This is a genomic window from Parabacteroides sp. merdae-related_45_40 (assembly GCF_001915675.1).
The window spans coordinates 1-21,574 of sequence record NZ_MNQY01000105.1 but is presented as its reverse complement, the minus strand read 5'-3'; the positions used below and the strand labels follow the sequence as shown (position 1 = coordinate 21,574).

The following is a 21,574-nucleotide window of genomic DNA, read 5'->3' as shown; positions in this document are numbered from 1 at the left end:
TTTTATTTCATAAGGACCTGCATACCTGAGATACTTGACTGTGATCTCTTCGGCAAAAAGGTTGCAACAGGTACAAAGGGCAGAAAGGATAAGTATGTCTCTTTTCATGGGGGAATATGTTAGAATAGCAAAACTTCTTTATATTTTTTAGGCACGGATTTCACGAATTACACGGAGATGAGAAAGAGAATCCGTGAAATCCGTGTAATCTGTGCCTAAATATTTACTTATTGCAGATTGATTTCGTCCACAAATAAGAACGCCGGATTACCTGCACCTCCGTGCCATGTCGGGAGTTTGTCACTCTTGATGATGACTTCGACATAGCGGGCTTTTACCGGGTCGAAGGAGATTTCCTGCGGATAAAGGCCGTCTTTGTCGTCTTTGCCTAAAGACGGGATAACCTTGGAAGCTACCTCCTTGAAGTTCTGTCCGTCGTCCGATACCTTTACGGTAACGCCTGCCGCTCCCATGATCCAGTCCCCTTTCACAACATTCGTGTTGAAGGACACTTTGCTGAACTCGGTCGGTTCTTTCAGGTCGATAACGGCATCCAAGTCCTTGCCCTGGAAGCCAAGCCAGCGTCCGGTCTTGTAGTTGTTGTTGCCGCTCAGGCCGTCGGTCAGTTCCGGGCCGCCGTTGAAGTCATATCCTCTGCTGGGAGCCACCTTCAATGTGACCGGCTTGGCTGTCGCCTTGTTGAAGTCGATCTTTTCGGAGAAGATGCGGCTGTTTCCGGTCGGGCGGACAGCCACGGCTTTCACTTCTGCATTTTGCTTGATGCGGAGAGGTGCTTCGTATTTCGGGCTGGTTACCGTCGGTTCGCTGCCGTCGAGTGTATAATGGATATCGGCGGAAGTAACCCAAGCGGTCGTAAAGTTCGGTCATGCGGACCAAGCGCGGCAGGAACGCCTTGAAATCTTTCGGGGCGTTTGTCCATTGTACTTCTGCCAATGCATCCATACGCGGCAATACCATATATTCGACCTGGCTGAATGTCGGGATATATTCTGTCCACAGATTTGCTTGTACTCCCGTTACATATTTCTTATACTCTTCCGGGATTCCGGCAGTCGGTTCGAACGAATAGACGCGTTCCAACGGCAGGTAACCACCGATGGCAAGCGGGTCGTGTTCCGTGTCGGTAGACTGGTAATAGTCGAAATAGAGGTAAGAGTTGGGCGTCATGATCACATTATGTTTCTGCTTGGCAGCCTCGATGCCGCCGTCTACGCCGCGCCAGCTCATCACCGTAGCGTTCGGGGCCAGTCCGCCTTCCAGGATTTCGTCCCAGCCGATAATATGGCGCCCTTTGCTTTCGACGAATTTCTCCATGCGTGAAATGACATAGCTTTGCAGGTATTCTTCGGCCGTATGCTTGCTGTCTCCTTTGATGCCTTCCGCCTTGATACGTGCCTGGCACTTCGGACAACTCTTCCAACGCACTTTCGGGCATTCGTCACCGCCTACATGGATATATTCGGACGGGAAAAGATCGATCACCTCGCCGAGCACGTCTTCGAGGAAGGTCATTGCCTTTTCATTGCCGGCACAGATCACATCGTCCGATACGCCCCACTGGGTCCATACTTCATACGGTCCGCCCGTACAACCCAGGTCCGGATAAGTCGTGATAGCTGCCAACTGGTGTCCCGGAAGGTCTATTTCGGGGATGATCGTGATGAAACGTTCTTGGGCGTAAGCGATCACGTCGCGGATTTCGTCTTGCGTATAGAACATGCCTTCGCCATACGGCTTGCCGTCATATTTGCCGGAGTTACGGCCGATGACGGTTTCCTTGCGTTGCGCCCCGATCTGGGTCAGTTCCGGATATTTCTTGATCTCGATGCGCCATCCCTGGTCGTCTGTCAGGTGCCAGTGGAAGCGGTTCATATTGTGCAAGGCAAGAATATCGATGAACTTCTTGACCGAATCTACCGGGAAGAAGTGCCGGGAAACATCGAGGTGCATACCGCGGTACGGGAAACGTGGATAGTCGTTGATGCTGGCAGCCGGAAGTTCGATGTCCATCCCTTCGGCCACGGCGGGGATAGACTTACGCAAGGTCTGCACGCCATAGAAAATACCGGCGTTGGATGCTCCGGCGATCTCGATGCCGTTCTCGCTGACCAGCAGGCGGTAGCCTTCCGGGTTCCGGATGTCGGAAGCGATTGACAGATGAATGCCTTTGTCCGCATTCCCGGTAATCACTTTCGGTTCATATCCCGTAGCCTCTTTGACATAGGAGGCAAGGAAACGGGCGGTCTGTTCCATTTCCGCATCACCTTCCTGATAAGAGATCGGGGTAGACGGTTTCAACAGGAACGGGGCGCTGCCTTGTGTCACCACTTCTTGAGGAAGCGGGATAATGGCATAGTCTCCTTGTGTTTTTTTACCTCCCGAACAAGCCACGGCTCCGGCCAGGGTTGTCAGGATACATGCATACTTTGTTAGTTTGTTCATGCGTTTAAAATGTTATAAGTGAGAAAAATAATAATTCTTATTTGGTCCAGTAGTCCACGACGGTGACGGCAGATGCCTTGTCTCCTAATACTTTCCCGAAAGCTTTATGCGCCGGATGGATCAGGTAGGCGTCTCGGTCGGCATCCGAATGGAAAGTCAGGAAGAAACAGTGCGTCAATCCCTGTTGCAATCCTTCGGGGCTGCAATCCGTTCCCCATTCGTATCCTTTGATCAGGTCTATCTGGGAGGGAAGTGCACAGAAAGCTTCTTCGACTTCCTTGATCTGTTGGGCGGATACTTCTGGCTTGAAACCGAACATGACAACGTGGCGAAGCACTTTCTCCTGCTTGGGAGCATTGCTGCAACAGAACATCAGGGCCGAGAATGTCAGGATTGTCAGTGAAGCGAAGATTGTCTTTTTCATGATGATCAGGATTAATTTATGATTATAATCAGACAAAGATAAAGATAAATAGCAGACTGCCCTACAATACAACCGGCTTTTTCTTTAGTCCGGTAGTAATCTTGTTGTAGTTTCATGTAAGGGTAACTTTAGTTTCCTGTCGATGAAACTTTATTTTTACCTGCGGGAGACTTTATTTTCACCCTATGGAAAAAAGTGAAACTTTTTGATCTGCCTTGAAAAAGTCGTTCACCTTTTTCACGGTAGTACACTGAGTATAGGCGTCGTGACAGTAGATGATCGCTTGCTTCTCAGAGACCGCTTCTTCTAGCATCCGCATTTTTTCGTTGTAGGAAACGACAGGATAGGTGTCGTATGCCGAGATCCAGAGGGGCGAGACGCTTGCCGCCAACGGGATGACATCGCCGGCGAAGACATAAGTGCGCTCAGGTGTCGTGATATAAGGTGCGATTTGCCCCGGCGTATGTCCGTCGAACAGCCGCAGGTCGATGCCGGGGCAGAGATTCGTGTCATTTTCGATGAGGCGAAGTTTGCCGCTGTCGTAGACGGCCTGCATGTTTTCGATGAAATAGGAGTCGGCTTCGAGTGCGTTCGGGTGAAGGAAGTTCTCCCACTGTGCACGGCTTACCCAGTGGATGGCGTTTGGGAAGGCCATTTTGAAGAGAGGCTTTCCACCGGTCTGCTCTTCTTTTTGTGTCGTATATCCGCAATGGTCGAAGTGGAGATGTGTGAGTATGACATCCGTAACATCCTCACAGGCAACATCCCGCCTTTGAAGTTCATCCTTCAGATCGACCAGGTCGAAGAAGTTGTAATAGCTGAGTTGTTTCAGGTGTTTGTTGCCCGCCCCGTTGTCGACGAGTACGATCTTCCCGTTCCCGTCGCGGACTAACATGCTGCGCATAGCCAAGATGCATCCATTTTGTTTATCGCTTGGATAACGGCGGCTCCAAGCAGTTTTGGGAATCGCACCGAACATGGCACCTCCGTCTGCATGGAAAAAGCCTGTGTCTATAAGTTGAATATCCATAAATTATACTTTTTCCAACAAAGATAGGGAAGTTTTTTCTTTCAAACCCATGCGAAGCGTGAATGAAATTGTGTACATTTGCAGGCAAAATCTGAGTGATGCGAAAAGTTCATTTAATCTCCGTAACCGAGCCTCTGTTGTTTGACTTAGCCCTGGCTATCCACCAAAAAGGATATGAAGTAAGTGTATCCGGTGTTGGACTGACTGATACGATTCTTGCCAGACTGGAAAAAGAGGGGTGTACTTGTCATGGAGACGGGTGGTTCCCGGAGAGATTAACTAAAGATATACATTTTGTGGTATTAGGGGCCGCAGTCCGGCAGGATAACCCCGAATTGATACGTGCAAAGGAACTGGGATTATTAGTGCTTTCGATACCTGAATTCATCTTTCAGCGGACGAAAGAGAAGACGCGGGTTGTTGTTGCCGGTAGCCGGGGAAAGAAGACGATCATCTCGATGATTGTGTGCGCCCTGAAGCGGCAGAAACTGGCGTTCGACTATGCGTTGACCAGCGAAGTCCCCTTGTTGCCCGACCGTGTGCATCTGAGTTATGAAGCTCGGATCGCGATTATCGAAGGTGATGAGCATGTAACGTCTGCTTTGGAGAAACGGTTCCAGCTGGAGTTCTATCGTCCGCATATCGCTATTCTGACCAATCTGATGTGGACTTCCGCTACCGACCACGCCACACCGGAGGCCTACCATACGACTTTCCGTACGTTCGCCTCTTCTATCGAACGCGGGGGAAAGCTGATCTATTTCGACGGCGATCCGGTTGTCAAACAGCTTGCGCAAGAGGTTCGCGAAGACATTACAGCCATGCCTTACGACCAGCATGTCGTGGTCGAGAAAGAGGGAAAGACCTATTTGCAGACTCGCTACGGGGACTTTCCCGTCTATATTCCGGATCGCTTTTTCCTAATCAACCTGAATGCTGCCCGCCTGGCCTGCCGCCAGTTAGGTGTAAAAGATGCGGATTTTTATCAGGCATTATCCGAATATAGTGTATCTTTGCAACCATGATTATTGCAAGACGAAAAAGAAAAGAAAATATAGCCGAATATCTGTTGTACATGTGGCAGGTGGAAGACCTGATACGTGCCAATAACTTCGATATGGATTCGATCCGCCGCACGGTTGTAGATCGTTACGACCAACCGGACGATATAAAGGAAGAAATCGCCAAATGGTATGAGGAACTAATCGAGATGATGCGTTCCGAAGGGGTGATGGAAAAGGGACATATCCAGCTGAACAAGAATGTGATCATTGCCCTGACCGATCTGCACCTCCGTCTTTTGAAATCGCCGAAGGAAATGGTGTATGGGGCGGCCTATTATAAAACACTCCCCTTTATCGTTCAGCTCCGTGCCAAATCGGGCGGCGAGGACTTGCCTGAGTTGGAGACTTGCTTCAATGCTATTTACGGTTTCCTGATGCTGAAGATGCAAGGGAAGGAAATCAGCCCTGAAACGATGGAGGGGATCAAACAGATCAGTTCGTTCCTGGCACTTCTGGCCGAGAAGTATCGTGAAGATATGAATGGGGAACTGAAATTAGAAGAATAAGACAAGATGAAAACGATTTTAGTAACAGGGGCTAACGGGCAACTGGGCAATTCGATCCGTCGGTTAGCTGCCGGATATCCGCAATATGCGTTTGTGTTTACGGATGTGGATACGCTTGACATCTGCGATGCTCAAGCCGTGAATGCTTTTGTTAAGGAGAAGCAAGTCGATTATATCATCAATTGTGCCGCCTATACGGCTGTGGATAAGGCGGAGGATGACGAAGCTCTTTGCCTTCGTATCAACCGGGATGCCGTACGGAACTTGGGCGAGGCGGCACGTATGGCTGGGGCGAGGGTGATCCATGTTTCTACCGACTATGTGTTTGACGGCACAAATCATTTGCCTTATGTGGAAACGGACAATACTTGTCCGGCCTCTGTCTACGGGCGTACGAAACTTGCCGGTGAACAGGCTTTGCAGGAGGTGTGCCCGGATGCAGTAATCATCCGGACGGCATGGCTTTACTCTGAGTTCGGGAATAATTTTGTCAAGACGATGTTGCGTCTGGGAAATGAACGGGAACAGTTGTCTGTCGTGTTCGACCAGATTGGTTCGCCGACGTATGCCGGGGATCTGGCGGCTGCCATTTTTGCGGTGTTGGTGCAGGCGGAGGCGGATGCTTTCGTTCCCGGTATCTATCATTATTCCAACGAAGGGGTTTGCAGTTGGTATGATTTTGCCGTGAAGATTATGGAGTTAGGGAATGCCCCCTGCCGTGTTCTCCCGATCGAGTCCAAAGATTATCCGGCGAAGGCTGCCCGTCCGCATTTCAGTGTCCTGAACAAGGCTAAGATCAAAACGATCTATAAGATCAGTATATCCCATTGGGAAGCGAGTCTGCGTGAATGTATGAAAAGAATAACAAAATAAGATAAATAACAATGAGTCAGTATTCAGAAGAGATTGAGAGAAGAAGAACGTTTGCTATTATCAGCCACCCGGATGCCGGTAAGACGACTCTTACCGAAAAACTGTTGCTCTTTGGAGGTGCCATTCATGTGGCAGGAGCCGTAAAGTCTAACAAGATCAAGAAGACAGCTACCTCCGACTGGATGGAAATTGAAAAGCAGCGTGGAATCTCCGTCGCAACCTCCGTGATGGCTTTCGATTATTCCGGCCATAAAATCAATATCCTCGATACGCCCGGCCACCAGGATTTCGCTGAAGATACGTTTCGTACGCTGACGGCTGTGGATAGCGTTATTATCGTGATCGATACCGCAAAAGGTGTGGAAGCCCAGACCCGTAAGCTGATGGAAGTCTGCCGTATGCGTAAGACCCCCGTGATCGTGTTTGTCAATAAGATGGACCGCGACGGTAAGGACCCGTTCGACTTGCTGGACGAGATCGAAGAAGAACTGCATATCCATGTGCGTCCGCTGAGCTGGCCGATCGACATGGGACAACGGTTCCGGGGGGTCTATAATATATATGAACAGAAACTGAACCTCTATACTCCGAGCAAGCAGTATGTGACGGAAAACGTGGAATTTAAGGATATCAACAGCCCGGAACTTGAAAACTATATCGAGGCCGGACAGGCAGAAAAGCTGCGTTCCGATATCGAGCTGATAGAAGGTGTTTATCCCGAATTCGATGTCGATACCTACCTGAAAGGAGATATCGCTCCCGTGTTCTTTGGTTCTGCCTTGAATAACTTCGGGGTGAAAGAACTGCTGGATTGCTTTATCAATATCGCTCCTTCTCCCCGTCCCGTGTCGGCCGTGGAACGGGTGGTCGATCCGGAAGAGGATGCCTTCTCCGGTTTCGTTTTCAAGATCCATGCCAATATGGACCCGAATCATCGCAGTTGTATTGCTTTCGTGAAGATCTGTTCCGGCCGTTTCGAACGTAATGCCAACTACAAGCATGTCCGTTTCGGAAAGATGATGCGTTTCAGCAGTCCTACGGCTTTCATGGCGCAGAAGAAGGAAGTAGTGGACGAGGCTTTTGCCGGCGATATCATCGGTTTGCCTGATACCGGAAACTTCAAGATCGGTGATACGCTGACTTCCGGTGAAGAACTTCATTTCAAAGGATTGCCGAGTTTCTCTCCTGAAATGTTCAAATATATCGAGAATGCCGATCCTATGAAGGCCAAGCAGTTGAACAAGGGCATCGAGCAGTTGATGGATGAAGGCGTCGCCCAGCTTTTTACCAACCAGTTCAACGGACGTAAGATTATCGGTACGGTCGGACAATTGCAGTTCGAAGTGATCCAGTACCGCTTGCTCCACGAATACGGCGCACAGTGTAAGTGGGAACCGATCAGCCTCTATAAGGCTTGCTGGATAGAAAGCGATAATGCTGCCGCTCTTGAAAACTTCAAACGCCGTAAAGCTCAATATATGGCGCTCGACAAAGAGGGCCGCGATGTCTATCTGGCCGATTCCAGCTATGTGTTGATGATGGCACAGCAGGATTTCCCCGATATCAAATTCCATTTTACCTCAGAGTTCTAATAATATTTATATATAATAAAGTAAAATGAAGAAGTTATTTGTTTCATGCATGATTGCCTTTATGGCGATTTGCTCGGTCGGTGCACAGGAGGTGTATATTGGCGGTGGTTTTACAGTCGGTAGTGAAGATAGTGAGTTTGTTTTCCAGATCTCACCGGAAGTAGGATGTCATTTGACTGACCAATGGGCCGTGGGGGGTGAAATCGGTTATACGCATTACGATGATTATAACCGTTTCCAGTTTGCTCCGTATGCTCGCTATACGTTTTATAAGACGGGTATTGTGGGATTGTTTGTCGATGGAACGATTGGGATTGCTGCCGGTGACGGTGATACCGGTTTCCGGTTGGGATTGCGTCCGGGACTTTCTTTGAAAGCGACGGAACATATATCTTTTGTCACTAAAGTCGGATTTCTTGGTTATAGCGATTCGTACAACGGAACTTCTGATTTTGGAGGTGTGAACTTCGACACGGAAAATATCAGCATCGGTTTCCATTATAATTTTTGACAGGAGGCATCCTGAAGAGAGGGAAGGAATCGGAAAGGGCAGGAAGACGGCTTTTCCGGTTCCTTTTCTTTTAGGTGTAAGTCATAAGATCCGTTTGATCTCCTCCAGGCTTCCAACCGTGTAAGTCGGTATGAATTCTTTTGCCGGCAGCCCTTTCGGATTCAGCCATAGCTGGTCGATTTTGGAATTGTGGGCACCGATAATGTCGGCTTCCCAACTGTCGCCGATCATCAGGCTTTCGCTTCGGCGGGAGTTGGTGTTTTTAAGGGCGAAATCGAAAATCTCCTTATGAGGTTTCTGGATGCAGGCATCTTCAGATAGGATCATCCTTTTGAAATAGGGGGCCAGACCGGAATTGCAGAGCTTTTTGAATTGGACTTCCCGGAAACCATTGGACAGGATATACATGCGATAGGAGGGACGCAGGTATTCCAATAGCTCGATTGCACCCGGTACTAGGCGTGTCTTGCGGGTTGTTCGTTGCAGGAAATCGTTGTTGATCGCCAGTACCGATTTTGTGTCTTCTATCCCTAACGGGCGGAGCATATAGCGAAAACGTTCGATGATCAATGTCTGGCGGTCTATTTCATTGTTGCGGTACTGTTCCCATAGCAGGTTGTTGTGTGGCCAGTAGATCTCGAAAAAAGCCTCGAAGGAGGCATAATACCGGTCAAAGTGGTGAGCGGTATATACTTCTTCGAGGCACTCCTTATTATTATGGTACGTGTCCCAAAGGGTATCGTCCAAATCAATAAAAAGACTTTTGTATTTCATCATCCTACTTCAATCACCAAATACTTGCCAAGGCTCCAGAACGCTTTTTCGTCCGTGATCTTCAATGTCATATTACCGTCCTCGTCCTTCACAAATTCGTAAGAACCTTCCGGGTGATTGGATTTCAGCTTTGCCTTGCCTGCGAACAGCGGGATTTCCTTCACTTCGCGGATATCAATAGAAATGAAATAATCTTTATTGAAGCCGCTCTGCAATACTTTGGATTTGGCAAACAAGCCGCCACCGGAAAGGATTTTTTGGTCTTTCAGTTCTTTCGCCGTGCCGAAGCAATAATAAGCAGTATGAAGTTGTTTGTCCTGTTCCTGCAACTTCTCGGACTGGGCCGCAGTTGTAGTGGACAAGTCTTCCACGTCTTCGTTCAAGGAAGCAACCATTTCGTCCAATTCCTGGATACGAACATTCTTCTTTGCCAGATCTTCCTGTAGCGTGACAATCATATTGGCTTTCTGGTCAAGTTCGGAAGAAAGGCGGCTGATTGTTTTCCTCAAAGCCGAGGATTGGATTCCGCTCTTTTTCAGTTTCTCTTCCAGTTCGCTGATCTGCTGTTTGTTCTTTTTCAGTGTTTCGCTGATCAACTGCATGTTTTCTTTGATCTGTTCGCGATTACTCTTATTCAGATCTCCCTTTTGTTGCTGTATGTTGAGATAATTTTCTGCATCACGAATAGACTGGATGTCAGCCTCTACGTCATTGAGGGTTCCGAGGATTTCATCCATCTCGGCATTGCTTTTGGTGTTTTCGATTCTCAGAGAGTCGTTTTCTGCTTTCAGCTTCTTATATTCTGCTGAATTCTGTCCGCAGGAGGCCAGCATGGCTGTGCAAATCGTTGTTGCAATTAATACTTTCTTCATGTTCTTTCTGTTGTTACGTTAAACTTCTGTTCCTGTCTCTTTGTCCTTTTTATCTTTTAAGCCTGCTAATACTATAACAATTTCACCTTTCGGTTCGTTCACGGTGAAGTGAGCGATAACTTCTTCGAGCGTGCCGCGTACGGTTTCTTCGTGTATCTTCGATATTTCACGTGATACGGAAACAGGGCGGTCATTCCCGAAAAACTCGGCTAGTTGTGTCAATGTCTTGACCAGCCGGAAAGGTGACTCATAGAAGATGATGGTGCGATATTCCGTCGAGAGCTCTTTCAAGCGCGTCTGTCTTCCCTTCTTCTGGGGAAGAAAGCCTTCGAAGCAAAATTTCTCGTTGGGCAGCCCCGAAGCAACTAATGCCGGGACGAAAGCCGTGGCTCCCGGCAGGCATTCCACTTCTACACCCTGACGTACACATTCACGCACTAACATGAATCCTGGATCGGATATCGCGGGAGTACCGGCATCCGATACCAATGCTATATTCTCGCCCGCCTTGATACGGGCTGCCACTTGTTCGACCGTTTTATGCTCGTTGAACTTATGGTGCGACTGCATCCTGTTTTGTATTTCGAAATGTTTGAGCAGGATACCCGTAGTACGCGTGTCTTCCGCCAGAATGAGATCGGCCTCTTTCAGCACGCGGATTGCCCGGAACGTCATATCTTCCAGATTTCCGACGGGAGTGGGTACTACTGTTAATTTTGCCATAGCACTTTTTAATTGATAATTGACAATTGACAATTAAAAAGACAAAGACAAATACATTGTCAATTGTCCATTGTCACATTGCTTAGAGGAAGCGTTTTTCAAGCAGCTTGATAAAGTCTGCTACCGCTTCATCCTCTATATTCCACTTTAATTCGTTATTCAAATATGTGACCGAGTCTTCATACGAATGAAGATCGTTCAGGTCATTGATTACTTTGTTCATCCGTGCCTCATCACCTCCGAACAGCTCGCGGCGGAAACGGAAACGATCGTTCAGGCTGAATGCCTTTCGGAAATCCGAAAAATTTTTCTTTTCCAACAGGTCGTTGAGGAATAATCCGGGACGCTCTGCGGGGATCACTTTGCCGGATGCTTCCACTGCCGGAGTCTCCGGCTCTTCAACGGGGATTGGCTCCGGTCCGGCCGGTAATCCTTGTTCTGCAGGAAGCTCCTGTCTGATTTCCTGCTCTTGGATGACTGGCTCCGGTTCGGCCGGAATCGGAGCCGGGGCTGTAATCGAAGCTTCCTGTACTGTTTGTACCGGAGTGGCAACCGATGGGGGAATAGACTGGATCAGAGCCTGATGCTCTTCCATCTGTTTACGCAGCATTTCGATCTGGGCCGTTTCCAAAGCATGTAGGTCCTTCAGAATCTTATGGGTGAGGTCGAAAGTCTGGCCGAAAAAAGACACCGGATACACTTCTGCATCCCGCATGCCGGCAACCAATGTTTCAAGCTCCCGGATATCCAGAAGCAGGTAATCTATTTTTTCTTTATTCGCCATTCCTTTTTCCATTCATGAAAACTTACAAGCAGGTTTTCGTTTATATTGCAACAAAAATAGGTATTTCTTATATATGTAACGTATTTATTGTATGAAATATTGTTATTCCTTTTATTGTGAAGTTAGGACAACCGCTCCGAAATGCTCCATTATCAGAGATCAAGTCGTCCCCGAAAGGCTCTATTTAAGTGACAATCGCCATGCTACTGTTGTCATACCGCCTGCTCATAGACCTTTTGCCCTTAGTCGAAAACCTTTTCGCCCTTGGTCAAAAGCCCTTTCGACACTGGTCAAAAACCTTTTCGACTAAGGGCGAAAAGCAAAGGAGTGGTAGTAATAGCTGTTAATAGCTGTGTATTTGTTTATTAATTGATATTGTTGCTTCTTTGTCTTTTACTTAAATATATGGATGCTAAACCGGAGAGGCATGGCCAACCTAAATCAGGACGAGACATATTCTTCGAATTCCTCCGGCAGATTCACCAGATAGAGCCGGTGGGTCGCACGTGTAAAGGCGGTGTAAAGCCAACGGTAGAAGTCTTCTCCAAGCATTTCTTCCGTGATATAGCCGATATCCAGAAAGACGTTCATCCATTGGCCGCCCTGTGCCTTGTGGCAGGTGACGGCATAGGCATATTTGACTTGCAAGACGTTGTAATGAGGATCTGCTTTCATCTTTTTCATCTTTCCTGCCTTTGTCGGGACATCGTCGTAATCTTCGAGAATGGTATAGAAAAGCTTGTCATTAAGATCTTTCGGCAGTGCGGGAGCTGCTGTCTGTAAGGTGTCGAGGAGAATTTTGACATCCGTTTCGAGATCGTAGTCCTGGAAACGGACCGATACGTCGGCAAAACGGAAACCGTAGAGCTCGTAAGTCCTTCGTACACGTAACACCTGTATGATTTCGCCATTAGCTATGAAGTCCATCTCCTTATTGCCGGCAGTCCAGAAGTAGTTATTCTTGGCAATCATCAGCCGGTCGCCGGACGAAAGTTCTTCTTCACGGTATAGGATGCGATTGCGGATACCATTATTATATAGGGTAGCCCGCTTGTTGGAGCGTGAAATAATCATGGTCTCTTCGATCCCGTCCCGACTGTAGGCCGAGGAGATTTCTTCGATGAGTTCGTCTCCGTTTACCTTTCTGAAATCGGTGAAGCCTTTCAGCCTTAGTTTGGGGAAAATCTCGACCGTCCCGTTTCGTAAGGCGTCCCGAAGGCGGGTAGCATTGAACAAGATCCCGGAGTTTTCGCTTTGGCGGACAACCTGGGTGAGGGTGATTTCCTGTACCTTTAAATTATATCCCCGCAATGTTTCCGGATTGAGAGCCGGGCTTTCGGTTTGCATGACGGGAGGTAACTGTGCCACATCGCCCATCAGGATCAGGCGGCAGTTTTCTCCGGAATAGACATATTGGACCAGGTCGTCCAGCAGGCGTCCGGTTCCGAAAACAAACGAGTCCAGTCCTTCATTGGCTATCATGGACGCTTCGTCTACGATAAATAGCGTGTCTTTATGCAAGTTATCAGCCGGATGAAAACCTGTCGGTTCGTTGGAAAAGGCTTTCTGGCGATATATCTTCTTGTGTATCGTAAATGCTTTCTGTCCGGCATAGCCGGAAAATACCTTTGCCGCCCGTCCGGTAGGGGCGAGCAAGATGCTTTTTTGTTTTAGCTCTGTCATCGTCTTGACCAAGGCTCCGACCAAAGATGTTTTACCGGTTCCTGCATATCCCTTCAGCAGTAAAAGCGAATCCGATTCTTCCGAAAGCAGGAAATTGGATAGGAGATTTAATGCCAAAACCTGGTCTTCGGTCGGATCATATGGAAAATTTTGTGTAATTTGGCGGCTTAAATAACTATTTATCATTTTGATTGTAATAATTTTCGCGATAAAGGTAGTGTATTAAATATTCTTTTTTAAATTTGCCGAACGAAATAAATTCAAAAAACATATAAACCATGAAAGTTACATTAAAGATTTTATTGGCTGTGGCAGTAGTACTGCTTGCGTACATGTGTTACAGAAGTATTATGGGTCCGATCGAATTTAAGGATGAGAGGGATCGTCGTGAAAATTTGATCAAAGCTCGTTTGATCGATATCCGTAAAGCACAGATTGAGTACAAGAACATCCACAAGGTGCATGCAGCCAATTTTGATGAACTGAGTAAGTTTTTAAAAGATGAAAAATTGCCGTTCCTTATCAAGGAAGGTGTATTGACTGACGAACAGCTCGAAAAGGGTATGACTGAGAAAGAAGCCGTTAAGAAAGGCTTGATCAGACGTGATACTGTTTGGGTAACAGCTGTTGATACATTGTTCGGCAAAGGTTATAATGTAGACGATTTGCGTAACGTGCCGGGTGCGAACGTACAGTTTACGATGGATACGGCTACTTTGACTTCAGGTTCGGGTTATACGGTAAAAGTATTCCAGTGCGGTGTTCTGTATGATGACTATCTGGGTGACTTGAACAAGCAAGAAGTGTATAACCTGAAAGATAAAGCCAGCAAGATGGGTAAATATGCCGGTCTGCGTGTAGGTTCTGTCGAAGAAATCAATAACAACGCAGGTAACTGGGAAGATTAATACAGCCTATGGCTATAAACTTGTCTGATAAGTTAACAGCTGATCATTCGGAAAATTACATAATGTCCATCCGGCTTCGGTCGGGTGGACTTTCTTTTTCCGCATACAGTCCTTCGGTGAGCGAGAGTTTCTTTTATAGAGACGTCGAATTCGACCGGACAAGGCCTTATGTATCTTCTCTGAAAGAATGTTTCTTCGAAAATGATTTCCTGACCTGGTTCTACAAGCAGGTCAATGTGGTGTGTGTCACTTCCCAGTATACGCTTGTGCCGGCTGCTGTTTTTCAGGAAAAGCAGAAGGCGGGACTGCTGGCGTTCACATTTTCATCTCCCGAAGGGCGTTGCCTGAGCAATGAACTGAAAGACGAACCGGCGGAACTGGTATTCGGAGTGGATGAGGATGTGTATGAGTTCTGTTCCCGTTCGCTTGTCAATCCTCGTTTTGTCCATCATGTCGGTCCGTTGCTTTCGCTGTGGAAGAAGCAGAGCCGTGCGCGCTTGCCCCGCCAGCTATATGTCGTGTTGCATCGGCGGAGGATGGATGTGGCGTGCTATGCGCAGGGAAACCTGCTTTTTGTGAACTCGTTCGAGTATGAACATACGGACGATATTTTGTATTATATATTATATGTATGGAAACAGGTCGGAATGGATCAACAGAAAGACCAGTTGCGTCTTTTCGGCGATGTGCCCTTGCGAAATGATATAACGAATACGTTGCGGAATTATTTACAATATATCGATCCGCTGGAGATCCCTTCCGAAGCCTATTTGATGGGGTCGGAGGTGTTGCAGGCTCCGTTGGATCTTATAGCTCTATCATTATGCGAATTATAAGTGGAATATACGGACGGCGACGTTTTGATGTCCCGTCTACCTTCAGCGCCCGTCCGACGACGGACTTTGCGAAGGAAAATATCTTCAATGTGATCTCCAACCATATCGATTTTGAGGGGGTGGATGCGCTCGATCTGTTTGCAGGGACGGGAAGCATTTCTTTCGAACTGCTTTCGCGCGAATGCCGGAGCGTGACGGCTGTCGAAAAGAATAATGCACATGCCTCCTTTATCGCCAAAGTCGCCAAAGAGTTGAAAACGGATTCGCTGACACTGATTCGTGGCGATGTCTTCCGTTATCTCCATTCGGCTCCGGCCCAAGGTTTTGATTTCATCTTTGCAGATCCCCCTTATGCCTTGAAAGAATTGCCCGAAGTGCCGGAACTTGTCTTCAAACGCGATCTGCTGCGGGACGGAGGCATCTTCGTGATGGAACATCCGAAGACAAATGATTTCTCCGGGTTGCCCTATTTCTACCAGCACCGCGTCTACGGTTCGGTGAACTTTTCCATCTTTATTAAAGAAGAGGAGAAAACAGACGCATAAACGATTCGGCTATACGTTGTTTGAGCGGGCGTTTCAGCCAGCGTGACGGCACCAGTCTTTCGCAACTATGCATGTCGTGCAGGAATACTTTCCTCATCTGTTGGGCAAACGAGGGCTGGTAGACAAATGCGTTGATCTCGAAATTATGCTCGAAGCTGCGGAAGTCCATATTGGCGGAACCGATGCAGGTCAGTTCGTCGTCTGCCACCATCAGTTTCGAGTGAAGGAATCCCGGTTTATAGAAATAGACCTTGACGCCCGCCTTTACCATTTCATCGATAAAAGAGTGGGTGGCCATGTTTGCCGTGCGTGTGTCCGAACGCTTGGGAAGCATCAACCGCACGTCGACGCCTCCTAAAGCCGCTATCTGCAAAGCCTGGTTCAATCCTTCGGTCGGAAGGAAGTAAGGAGTCTGGATAAATACATATTTCTTGGCGTTGGCAACTGTGAAGATGGCTGCTTGCAAGAGTGTACGCCATTGTCCGACGGGGCCGCTGGTACAGATCTGCATGATGTTATCATCCGAATAGACCGGAAGTGGCGGATAATAGATCTTTTCGTTCAGGAGTTTCTTGCTGACCACATACCAATCGATAAGGAATGCGGCCTGTAAGCCGTGTACTCCCTTTCCGATGATCTTGAAGTGCGTGTCTCTCCATGTCCCCCAGCTGGTCCCTTTCGTGTAGCGGTCTGCAATGTTCATGCCACCCATAAAACCGACTTTGCCGTCTATGACCACGATCTTCCGGTGGTTCCGGTAGTTTACTTTGCTGGTGAAGACTGGAAACGCCACTTTCAGGAAAGCATGGACTTCGATGCCGGCATCCGACATTTCCTTGAAGAACTTGTCTTTCACGTTCCAGCAGCCCACATCGTCGTAAAGGACACGGACTTCTACTCCTTCTTTGGCTTTCTCGATCAGCAGTTTTTTGACCTTGTTTCCGACCTCGTCGTCGCAGAAGATGTAATATTGGATGTGAATATGATGGGTTGCTTTGGCAATCTCTTGCAAAAGGTCGTGAAACTTGTCTGTCCCGTTCGTATAGATCGTGATGTCGCTTCCGTATAGCAGGGACGATTGGTTGCTGTTTGTCAACAGTGTGACCAATGGCTGGTAGGGAGCCGGAACGGAACAGGCATCTTGTGGGAGTTTCCCTTCCTGTGGCCGTTTCATGATACGCTTATAGGTGCGTCGGGAGATAATCCGTTGCTTCCGGTTATCCTGCCCGAAGAAGAAATAGAACAGGAGCCCGATACCGGGGGCGAGCAGTAACACGATCACCCAGGGAATCGTTTTCAACGGATTCCGGTTCTCCGTGATGATAACCAACACTAGCCCAAGAATGGTGACGCAGTATAATATGATGAATATTATACCCACTATCCATTGTATGTGTATGAGTGCCAGCATTTCGGATGTTTTTTATATCTGTCAATATGTTGTAATTTGTAAAGATAGGAAGCTAAAACGGAAATAGCAAATGCGGAAGCTTTGTTTTTGTAAACCATATAGGGGAAACATTGTTCAATCTTTACTACATTTGACGTCATTAATATAGAATAGATTATGATTACTTATGTTATTATCGGGGTCACGGTTGTCGTGTCCTATATTTGTTTCGGCAACCATGAGTTGTTTCGGAAGTTGGCCTTCATACCGTATTGTACCGTTCATAACCGGGAATGGTATCGATTGATTACGCATGGTTTTGTGCATGCCGACATGACACACTTACTTGTGAATATGTTTACTTTCTGGTCATTCGGGACATATATGGAAAGTGCTTTCGGTTATTTGGGACTCGGTACAGGTGGCTATCTGGGATTATATTTTGGCGGGATGGTTGCTGCTTCACTGTATGATCTGATCCGCCGGCGTAATGATCCTTACTATGTTTCGATAGGTGCTTCGGGAGCTGTATCGGCTGTCTTGTTCACTTCCATCTTCCTGGACCCGTGGGGCAAGATTTTGTTTTTTGCCGTACTGCCGGTTCCTGGGATTGTCTTTGGTGTGATCTACCTAGCCTATTGCCAGTATATGGCAAGAAAGGCGGGGGATAATGTCAATCATAACGCCCACTTCTACGGAGCGCTTTACGGTTTGATTTACCCGGCTATATTGGAGCCTTCGTTGATCAAAAGGTTCTATCTGTCACTTTTCTCTTGAAAGAAAAGTAACCAAAAGTTCAAGGCCGAACCTGCCTCGCTACTCCGTTTCCTTCGTTCGCTGTCGCGTCTGAAACTCGCTTCGCTCAGACAGCAGACGCTCCGGGCGCTCACTCCGGTCTCTTCGCTTAACGCTCGCTAGCTTAGGCCGAAGATAGAGCCTGACGGCTCTTTGGGGATGGTCGATACCGACACCTATGTAGCAGGCAGTATCGGCCATCCTAAGAGAAAGCGTAGCTTTCTATGAAAGGCCTAAGCGGACAGGAGTAGCCCAGACGGTTCAGCCTTGATCTTTTGGTTACTTTTGGATCAAGCCAAAAGTAACGGATAAATCATCAGAATCTTCCACCCGGAGGCGGCCCCATCGGACCGCCATGTCTCGGCCCTCTTCCGCCAGGTCCGGACACATCGTTCATGCTGGCTCCCCCTTTGAAGATACTAAAGCGGTAGATGAAGTGCACCATGAAGTAACTACCCAGTGTGTTGTATTCGGAGTCCTGTGTATAGCTGGCGGTTACGCTGCGGGATATGTTGCTGCGTTGTTTCAGTATATCGTATATTTTGAAACGGAGCGTCGCTTGGTTCCCTTTCAAGAATGATTTGGAAGCAGAGGCGTTCCATAACACTTCGTTCTGTTTGAAACCGTCTGAATAGCCGGAGTTTGTCGACCAGTTGATATCACTTTCCACTTTGAAATCGAGTGGAAGATAGATCGTTGTCGTTCCACCCACACCGTAGTTGAAGGTGTTCAGTTCGCTCTGTCCCTGGAGTGAGTTTTGTGTTCCGTTGTAACGGATGTTACCGTTCAGTCCGAGATCCAGATAGTCGGAACGGAAATCGATACCGGCGCGTTCCACGAGAGTCAGGTTCTTGTTCGTGTTCTTTTCGTCGTTGATAAAACCATTCTTGTTGGCGTATGAGGCCATTGTCATGGAGTTGATCGAGAATCTGCGGTTTTTGAGCGGCGTGTTGAACAGGACGCGAATGTTCCCATTGTAGTTCCCGTTTACGTTGTCGTAGGTCGTCATCTTTTTACCGGTATTGCCGACATAGACGGACTTGTTGACGATATCGTTGATCACATAGTCGAAATTCAACATTACCATCAAGGCTGTTTGCTTGTCCGGCACAAATTTCTGGAAACGGATGAACAGGTCGTTTGTGTAAGTCGGTTTCAGGTCCGGGTTACCCATCGTCGTATTCAGCGGGTCGGAGATGTCTGCCACCGGCTGCAACTGTGTCATGCTGGGTTGGCTGGTACGTCCGCGATAGTTGATGCGAAGGTTCGTGCGTTTGTCGAATTTGTAGTTGAAGCGAACCATCGGTGAAAGGTTCACCACGTTGCGCGACAATTTGGAGAGAACCGTATCGCCCACGAAGTTCTCGCTCGTACTATGGGACGGGTCTACCGTCAAACCGACCGTATAGTCATATTTTTCCCGGATAGCTTTGAAGGCGAGGCTGACCTGCTGGTTGATGAAGTTGTTGCGGTAGCTTTTGCTGTAAGCCGTGTCCAACAAGTTGTAATCTTCGCTTCCTTCTTCACGGGTATAAGAGTTTTTCAGAGATTCCTGTTTGTTTTGCCGGATGCTGTAGGTTGCTTGAATGAAGTTGTTGTGGCCGATCGGTTCTACCCAGGACAGGTAAGCCCGGTAGTTGAACCCTTTGTTGTCGTAGCGGAAGCGTTGATCCACCAGTTCGTTGTCCATCCCGTCAGCCATCATTAGATATTCGGTGTTCGAATAGTTCAGTCCCTTATTATAGGAATCGCTTAGTCCTCCAGATAGAGATCCGCTGAAAACACGTCCTTCACTGTTCAGTTTGCGGCTGAACTCCAGGCGGGCATTGAGTTTGTAGCCGCTTCCGTCGGAGAGATAATCGGATTCACCGATGTTGACCGTGTCGCGGTTTCCGCTCAGCGTGTTGAAGGTGCTCCCTTCACGGCTATGGCTGTTACTGTAACTGAAACTCGGACGGAATATGATCTGGGTGAGCGAGTCAGGTTTCCATTCCATACGGAGGTCGGCTGCTACATTGTCGCTGCGCGTGTTGCTGCTGTTGTTTTCGTTGTAGAAAGAGGTGCTGTCGCCCGGTAGGATATTCTGTCGGTTGCTCTTGCTGATCGCGTCGTTGTCGGAATGAGAATAACGGAGGTTGCCCCCGACCGTCAACTTCGGATTAAATTCTTTACTGAAGTTCAGGCCGATATTGCCGGATGTTGTGATCCCGTTGCCGGCTCCTCCGCCCCGACGTCCACGCGGTCCGCCCATCCCAGAGAACATACTGGAGGCAAGGTCTGAAAATCCCATATTATTCGTGTTGTTGATACCTCCCATCAAGGTCAGCTGGTTGTTGTTGATGAAGCGGTTTACCATGAAGTTCCCTTCGTATCGGTCTTCGCTACCGTAACCGGCAAAAGCGTTTCCGAACCAGCCCTGCTTCATGCCGGGCTTGACAGTCAGGTTGATGACAGTTTCCTCTTCTCCGTCGTCAAATCCAGTCATTTTGGCCATATCGCTCAGTTTGTCCAACACTTGCACTTTGTCGATCATTTTCGATGGTAGATTCTTGGAGGCCACCTTGGGATCGTCGGAGAAGAACTCTTTTCCGTCAATCAGCACCTTTTTGATCTCTTTCCCGTTGACGGTGATCTTTCCTTCGCTATCCACTTCCACACCGGGCATTTTTTTCAGCAGGTCTTCCAGCATGGAGCCTTCCGTGGTTTTATAGGAATCGGCATTGTACTCCATCGTATCGTTGCGTACGGTTACTTCCGGTGCTTTCCCGATCACGACAGCTTCGCCCAATTGAATTGCCCCGTCGGTAAGCGCGAGTTTGCCCAACTTGACCGGATTGGTTTTCCCCGTAACACGCAGGGGTTGATAGAGCGGATCGAACCCGACAAACGACACGTGCAGTAGATAACTGCCGTTCTTGATGTTCTTGAGCATGAAACTTCCGTTGCGCGATGTGGCGACACCTCCGATCATGGAGCTGTCTTTGACACTTAACAAACGAACTGTAGCCTGTTCGATCGGTTCATTGGTCCCTTCCTCAATCACCGTTCCGGTGATGTCTACACCTTTTTGCGCATATGCAGGCATAATCAATAGAATTAAAAACAGAATAAAAAAATACCTTCCCGATTTCATAACTTTTATTTTATCTTATCTGATATTAAGTACGAAAAGATAGACACGGAAGTTTTCCGTAAGTTTAATAAGCTTTGGTTTGATTTTGATTTATTAACGAATGCGTTGTGCCTTACAGATTAGTATTGTTTTCCTTCTCTTGCCATCCATATGAAGTGTTAAAAATATTATCCGCTATAGTATTTCTATTTACTTATGGTTATTAGTCGTAACTAATGTTATGATGGTAACATTTTGTCAATATGCTTTTAGCCTAAGATATTTATCAGAAGCGGAAGATAATCTTTCAATTTAAAACGAAGTATCTTAAGTGCCTGCGATATTCTGTATTCGACGGTTTTTACCGATATTCCGAGTTTCTCGGCAATCTGCACATTCGTCTTTTCCCCGAATCGGCTCATGGCAAATGTTTCCCGATAGGTTTCGGGTAGGTTCTCGATCGCTTTCTGTATGTTTTCTGTCAGTTCATTCACGAAATAGTAGTCCGGGTCTTCAAACTGGTCTTTTATTTTCTCATATATCTGGTTATGGATACGTTCGTGGTACTGGTTTTTCCTGATCGCATTGAGGCAACGATGCTTGGTGGAGATAAACAGATAGGATTTCAAAGACGTCTCAATTACAAGATTTTCCCGTGTCTCCCAAAGAAAAAGCATTAACTCCTGCAC

19 protein-coding genes and 1 pseudogene are annotated in these 21,574 nt (G+C 47.6%); 9 read left to right on the top strand and 11 right to left on the bottom strand.

The features are described 5' to 3' along the window. Positions 1 to 227: 227 nt before the first annotated feature. The 3 genes and pseudogenes from BHV83_RS12315 to BHV83_RS12305 form a co-directional block, all read right to left on the bottom strand. Positions 228 to 2,463, bottom strand: a pseudogene (locus tag BHV83_RS12315) (glycoside hydrolase family 20 protein). 37 nt (positions 2,464 to 2,500) lie between these two features. Beyond that, a complete protein-coding gene (locus tag BHV83_RS12310) occupies positions 2,501 to 2,887 on the bottom strand; it encodes a Dabb family protein (RefSeq protein ID WP_005634074.1) in 387 nt (128 codons plus the stop codon). Between the two features lie 178 nt (positions 2,888 to 3,065). Further along, positions 3,066 to 3,917: an MBL fold metallo-hydrolase gene (locus BHV83_RS12305; RefSeq protein WP_286757568.1), complete on the bottom strand. Its 852-nt coding sequence runs from the start codon at positions 3,915 to 3,917 to the stop codon at positions 3,066 to 3,068. Between the two features lie 98 nt (positions 3,918 to 4,015). Here BHV83_RS12305 and BHV83_RS12300 point away from each other — a divergent pair, with 98 nt between their 5' ends. The 5 genes from BHV83_RS12300 to BHV83_RS12280 are packed head-to-tail and all read left to right on the top strand — an operon-like array spanning position 4,016 to position 8,463. Next, positions 4,016 to 4,942 (top strand): Mur ligase family protein, encoded by a 927-nt coding sequence (locus BHV83_RS12300; protein ID WP_122205395.1) that lies wholly within the window; start codon positions 4,016 to 4,018, stop codon positions 4,940 to 4,942. Continuing rightward, positions 4,939 to 5,487 carry a DUF4924 family protein gene (locus BHV83_RS12295; protein WP_005634068.1) on the top strand — a complete coding sequence of 183 codons (549 nt, stop codon included), beginning with the start codon at positions 4,939 to 4,941 and terminating at the stop codon, positions 5,485 to 5,487. The genes BHV83_RS12300 and BHV83_RS12295 overlap by 4 nt, the downstream gene beginning before the upstream one ends. Before the next feature lie 6 nt (positions 5,488 to 5,493). Further along, the gene (gene rfbD / locus BHV83_RS12290) at positions 5,494 to 6,360 is read left to right on the top strand and encodes a dTDP-4-dehydrorhamnose reductase (RefSeq protein WP_005634066.1); all 867 of its coding nucleotides are present in this window, start codon (positions 5,494 to 5,496) and stop codon (positions 6,358 to 6,360) included. 11 nt (positions 6,361 to 6,371) lie between these two features. Beyond that, positions 6,372 to 7,952 carry a peptide chain release factor 3 gene (locus BHV83_RS12285; protein ID WP_022321599.1) on the top strand — a complete coding sequence of 527 codons (1,581 nt, stop codon included), beginning with the start codon at positions 6,372 to 6,374 and terminating at the stop codon, positions 7,950 to 7,952. A 25-nt stretch (positions 7,953 to 7,977) separates the two neighbouring features. Further along, a complete protein-coding gene (locus BHV83_RS12280) occupies positions 7,978 to 8,463 on the top strand; it encodes a putative outer membrane beta-barrel protein (RefSeq protein ID WP_005634062.1) in 486 nt (161 codons plus the stop codon). Positions 8,464 to 8,544: 81 nt separating this feature from the next. On the opposite strand, the gene BHV83_RS12275 is transcribed toward BHV83_RS12280, so the two are convergent. The 5 genes from BHV83_RS12275 to BHV83_RS12255 all read right to left on the bottom strand — a co-directional run bounded on the left by BHV83_RS12275 (position 8,545) and on the right by BHV83_RS12255 (position 13,485). Continuing rightward, entirely contained in the window at positions 8,545 to 9,237 is a 693-nt protein-coding gene (locus BHV83_RS12275) for a YjjG family noncanonical pyrimidine nucleotidase (RefSeq protein ID WP_172676528.1), read from the bottom strand. Next, positions 9,237 to 10,109: a Cbp1 family collagen-binding glycoprotein adhesin gene (locus tag BHV83_RS12270; RefSeq protein ID WP_005634058.1), complete on the bottom strand. Its 873-nt coding sequence runs from the start codon at positions 10,107 to 10,109 to the stop codon at positions 9,237 to 9,239. Before BHV83_RS12270 ends, BHV83_RS12275 begins: the two co-directional genes overlap by 1 nt. Positions 10,110 to 10,127: 18 nt before the next feature. Next, positions 10,128 to 10,832 carry a 16S rRNA (cytidine(1402)-2'-O)-methyltransferase gene (gene rsmI, locus BHV83_RS12265; protein WP_005634056.1) on the bottom strand — a complete coding sequence of 235 codons (705 nt, stop codon included), beginning with the start codon at positions 10,830 to 10,832 and terminating at the stop codon, positions 10,128 to 10,130. An 82-nt stretch (positions 10,833 to 10,914) separates the two neighbouring features. Next, positions 10,915 to 11,616 carry a DUF8457 domain-containing protein gene (locus tag BHV83_RS12260; RefSeq protein WP_046451687.1) on the bottom strand — a complete coding sequence of 234 codons (702 nt, stop codon included), beginning with the start codon at positions 11,614 to 11,616 and terminating at the stop codon, positions 10,915 to 10,917. Between the two features lie 441 nt (positions 11,617 to 12,057). Further along, positions 12,058 to 13,485 carry an ATP-dependent DNA helicase gene (locus tag BHV83_RS12255; protein WP_286757567.1) on the bottom strand — a complete coding sequence of 476 codons (1,428 nt, stop codon included), beginning with the start codon at positions 13,483 to 13,485 and terminating at the stop codon, positions 12,058 to 12,060. A gap of 92 nt (positions 13,486 to 13,577) precedes the next feature. On the opposite strand from BHV83_RS12255, the gene BHV83_RS12250 reads away from it, so the two are divergent. Genes BHV83_RS12250 through rsmD form a run of 3 tightly spaced genes read left to right on the top strand, consistent with a single transcriptional unit; the run spans position 13,578 to position 15,588 of the window. After that, positions 13,578 to 14,207, top strand: coding sequence for a hypothetical protein (locus BHV83_RS12250; protein ID WP_005634050.1), 630 nt, complete (start codon positions 13,578 to 13,580; stop codon positions 14,205 to 14,207). Between the two features lie 8 nt (positions 14,208 to 14,215). After that, complete coding sequence (locus BHV83_RS12245) at positions 14,216 to 15,043, top strand: DUF3822 family protein (RefSeq protein ID WP_122205393.1); 828 nt, start codon at positions 14,216 to 14,218, stop codon at positions 15,041 to 15,043. Further along, positions 15,031 to 15,588, top strand: coding sequence for a 16S rRNA (guanine(966)-N(2))-methyltransferase RsmD (rsmD, locus tag BHV83_RS12240; protein ID WP_046451640.1), 558 nt, complete (start codon positions 15,031 to 15,033; stop codon positions 15,586 to 15,588). Before BHV83_RS12245 ends, rsmD begins: the two co-directional genes overlap by 13 nt. Here rsmD and cls read toward each other — a convergent pair. After that, positions 15,560 to 16,999, bottom strand: coding sequence for a cardiolipin synthase (gene cls / locus BHV83_RS12235; RefSeq protein WP_022321585.1), 1,440 nt, complete (start codon positions 16,997 to 16,999; stop codon positions 15,560 to 15,562). The genes rsmD and cls overlap by 29 nt on opposite strands. 156 nt (positions 17,000 to 17,155) lie before the next feature. Between cls and BHV83_RS12230 the strand changes: the two genes are divergently transcribed. Further along, positions 17,156 to 17,755 carry a rhomboid family intramembrane serine protease gene (locus tag BHV83_RS12230; protein WP_022321584.1) on the top strand — a complete coding sequence of 200 codons (600 nt, stop codon included), beginning with the start codon at positions 17,156 to 17,158 and terminating at the stop codon, positions 17,753 to 17,755. A gap of 334 nt (positions 17,756 to 18,089) precedes the next feature. Here BHV83_RS12230 and BHV83_RS12225 read toward each other — a convergent pair whose 3' ends face one another. Both BHV83_RS12225 and BHV83_RS12220 read right to left on the bottom strand, forming a co-directional pair. After that, positions 18,090 to 20,906: a TonB-dependent receptor gene (locus BHV83_RS12225; RefSeq protein ID WP_122205392.1), complete on the bottom strand. Its 2,817-nt coding sequence runs from the start codon at positions 20,904 to 20,906 to the stop codon at positions 18,090 to 18,092. A gap of 248 nt (positions 20,907 to 21,154) precedes the next feature. Continuing rightward, a partial coding sequence (locus BHV83_RS12220) for an RNA polymerase sigma-70 factor (protein ID WP_286757566.1) occupies positions 21,155 to 21,574 on the bottom strand: 420 nt, incomplete at its 5' end.